General features: G+C 41.4%; 1 protein-coding gene. It reads right to left on the bottom strand.

The window, feature by feature from the left end:
* Positions 1–4,130 (bottom strand): autotransporter outer membrane beta-barrel domain-containing protein (locus BKH45_RS08580; RefSeq protein WP_143428404.1); only part of this gene is annotated, 4,130 nt, incomplete at both ends.

Genomic DNA, 4,130 nt, shown 5'->3' with positions numbered 1-4,130 from the left:
CTTTCTTCCCAAAAGCATACCTTCCCCCGATAGAAACAAGATAATTTTGTTGGTAATGAGTCCCTAAGAATCCTGCATCCACATCCGCATAAACTCTCCAATGATCTGTCAGGATAGAGTTGATCCCCACACTCACCAGCCCCATCTGATTAGACAATAAATCTGCACTTGAACTGGAGTAATTGGTTAAGAAATTCATCTTCCCCCCACTCCCAATAAGATCCCCCACATAAGAGAGCCCGAGTCTAAAATCAGTTTGATTCCCGGAAGTCCTGAGGGAATACCCTATCACTCCCCCCACTCTCCCTCTAAAAGCAAGCACATTAGAAATAGAGGTATCTAAAAAGGCATTGCCATTGACTTGCTCAAAGCCTCCATTTCCCAAATACCCCAAAACAAATTCTCCTTGAGGTTCAAGATAGAGAGAATGCTTGGTGTTTTCTTGTTCTTTGAGGGTGAAATACCATCGGTAACCGAATTCTTCTCCTAAAGAAACACTTGAAGAATTCAAACTTGTATCTTTTTGGTTGTTTTCAATAGAGAGGTTGTTATTGATAAAGGCATATTTGAGGATAGTGTCATTATAAAATCCTTCCCCGCTTACATAAGAATAATAAGCCCCTATTTCAAAAAGATTGGCTTTTCCGCTAAAGTTATCACTTTTAAGAGAATTATACCCGTAAGAGAGTGCTACTCCAAAAAAAGAATTCCCATTGGTATTGGGGATTCCAAAATCATAACCCCCCTGAACATTGGTAGCATAAGTAGTGATTTCTTGGGCATAATCAGAAGTACTCATGCCATTAAAAATTCTAGCCCATACCCCTTGAGTATAGGGATTGTTTCTCAATTCCCCCAATCTTTTATTCAAGTCATTGATATTGGAGAGGAAGATTGTATAGTTTGTGCTTGCAGCTGCTTGTGAGAGTTTCTCGGATTTTGTATTCATAGCTACTTGTGTATTTTGGATATAGTAGTTTGTCCAACTTGATGAAGAAGTTGTTGTAGAAGAACCTCCGGAACCGCTCCCCCCGGAAGGAGGAGTGCTGCTCCCTTCACTCAAGGCACTTCTGAGAGCTCCCTCACTCCCTGCAGATCCCTCAGAGGGTGTAGAGACTGCAGGAGTTGCAGTATTCGGGGTAGAATCGGATTCTACTTTGGTAGTAAAAGAAGTTGTAATATTGTCATAACCTTGTTGGACAACTGAGGTAGAACCAAACACAAGCTTGGGTTTTCCATCTGTATCATTTTGAACAGAAGCCACTAAGATATTTTTATCTCTGAGATCATAGACATGAGTTTTTTCATCTTTAGGGACATTTTGAAAGACTTGAAGATAATTTTTCAAAACAGGTGCAGCCGTATTTGAAGAGACAGCTTTTTGGATAATGAGGTGATCACTTTTGGATTCGATGGGGTTATAGCTTACACGGAAAACGGCATTATTGATATCTTTGAGTTGGACAATATTGAGAGTGGTGTAATTGGATTTGACATCAGAGGCAGCTGCAGGAGTCCCTCCGGTAGCTAAGTCAATAATGGTGTTGTTTTGGAGAAGCGTATCTGTGCTGAGATTTTTAAAATCAACAACATAAGGTTGGTTCTCTTTAGAAGAAAGCATATGGATAGTAGAGCTGTCTTGGAGGATCAATTTAGAACCTTGTGAGAGTGCGATAGAAGTATGGGTGTCTGTAATGTTGAGTTTGCCTATAAAGGCAGCATCAGGTTCAAAAACAGCTTGATAGGATTTTGAAGTGCTCCCATCGGCTGTAGATCCGGAAACCAGAGAATCCACACTCCCTACCATGATCCCGGAAATAGTCGCACTATAGACATTGGGGTCAGTGATTTTATCAATATGGAAGGTGAGGGTATTGGTGGGGAAGAGATTGCGGTAAGGTTTGAGGATATGTTCAGCCCCAAGAGCATCTAAACGCACCAAAATCCCATCCGTATAAGTATAACCATTGACTTTGACCCCATTGGTAATATTGAAATCAGCAGCATTCAAAGAAGTATTCTCCCCTCCTTTAAAAACAGCAGCGGAACCATCGGAATTTTTAGCGATACTATCGGCAAAAATAAGATTGGTATGCCCTCCTTGATACTCAATATGGGCAATCCCTTTGATATTCCCCGCCAAAGCAATATTACTTGTAGCATTCTCTCCTTGTGTGCTTACGGAAAACTCCGGACCTTTGCCATCATAAAGAAGGGCTTTGGTGAAAGTATTTGCTTTGAGTTTGTTGATGAATTCATCCGAAAAAGAGAGGGTAATATCTAATGAGGCATCAGAGTTGCTGATATTTCCCCCCAGATAAAGAGAATCTTTGAAATCTGTATGATGTTTGCCTCCATTACTCACACTAATAGGACCTCCATAAGCAGAAATACCGGAAGCAGAGAGATAAGCAAGGATATCTTGAGGTTTGAGAGCGGCAAGGACAGAATCCATATTTGGAGTTGGAGAGACTTCTGTTGATCCTGAAGGTGAGGTTGGGGAAGAAACAACTCCTGATGAAGAACTGCTCTCCTCAGCCCCCCTGAGAATACTTGCGCTTAGGGATGGGCTTGCATCTTCATGAGAATCCTCACTCACAGAAGTTGTATCTTCAGTGAGAGTGTTTTTGCTTGCCAAATAAGCAGTTATATCACTCAAGTTAATAGAGTCGGTATTTGAACTGAAAGCAAAACTCCCGCTCCCCCCACTCACAGAGATACCCCCCAGAACTAAAGAACCTTCTTGAAGGGTTACTTCTGCTTCCCCTCCTGTAATGGTGATATTCTTTGTGTTTGATTGGGCGGTGAGAGAGAGTTTTAAAGTTGCGCTTCCCCCTGAAGTGATGTTTCCTATACTTGAATTCTCCAGATTAAAAGTGCCGGCACCGTTAGAAGTGCTGAGATCCCCTACTGTGGATTTGTTTTTGAAGGTAGCTTTTGAACTCTCTCCATTGAGGGTAAGTTTTTGGATTTGGCTATTATCAAAAGTCCCTCCTTCGAATTTTCCTGCAAAATCAATATTCCCTACGCTTTTTCCTGTCATATCAGTAAAACTGAGGGTAGAATCTTTGTTGGAATTTTTGATGTTAGCTATAGAAGATTTTGTGATAGAAGCGATGAGTTTGCCGGTATTGTCATCAGTGTCGATATTGCCAATATTACCTTTGAGTACAGAGTCATTGCCAAGAGTAAGGTTGATAACGGTATCCTTACCTCCTGTGATATTCCCGCCAATTTCACTTTTATCTGCCTTGATGGTAGAGATAGTGACTCCATTGACGATGATACTCCCGGTCATTTTAGAACTATCAAAATTAAGGTTAAGCGTGCCTGCATCAGAAACTGCATTTCCATTAAGTGTGGAGTTATTGCTAAAAGTAGCGCTATTATTTCCCCATGAGTTTGCAACATCTCCTTTCAAAACAGAGCTATCCAAAGTACTTGTAAGATTCCCGCCTTCTGTGCGTAATTGTCCGGTAATGGTAGAGTTGGATTTAAAATTAGCATTGATAACTCCCCCACCAGCAGTCTTGATCGTGTTGCCGGCTACTGTCCCGCTTGTATCTAATTTAAGAGTTCCTTTTTTGACAGTAACGGCACCAATTTTATCGGTATTGGTAATACTGAGGTTATCATTTGCATTATCAAAGGTAATATCCCCGATACTCGAAGCATTGGCAATATTCCCTGTTACAATTCCATTGATGGAGATATTCCCTATGGAGATTTTGCTTGGAGTAGCCGGGACAGAAGAATCCGAGCTGCTTGATACAACACCGGAGGGAGCAGTGGCAAAAGTAATTCTTGTACTTCTGTTGGTATTGGTGATATTCCCTACATTAGAATCACTCAGAGTAGCTTGGACATTGCTGTCCCCTCCAATATCTCCGATAGTAGAATGATTAGAAACTCTGAGGGTTAAGCCGGAATTGGTGAGATTGTCTTTCCAAACAGAGCCGTTGTCCAGAGAAATAGTAGTGTTTAGATTCGAACTAAAGCTTACATTTTCGAGTTTAGCACCCTTATCCAGAGAAATATTGCCTTTCCCGCCAACCCCACCGGTATTGTGGAGATTGATAGAGTGATCTTTCATGGCATAGCCATTTGTGCCATTGCCTGAGAAGGTGACG

This window comes from Helicobacter sp. 11S03491-1, from assembly GCF_002272835.1.
Taxonomy (GTDB): Bacteria; Campylobacterota; Campylobacteria; order Campylobacterales; family Helicobacteraceae; genus Helicobacter_J.
This window is presented reverse-complemented; position numbering and strand designations above follow the sequence as displayed.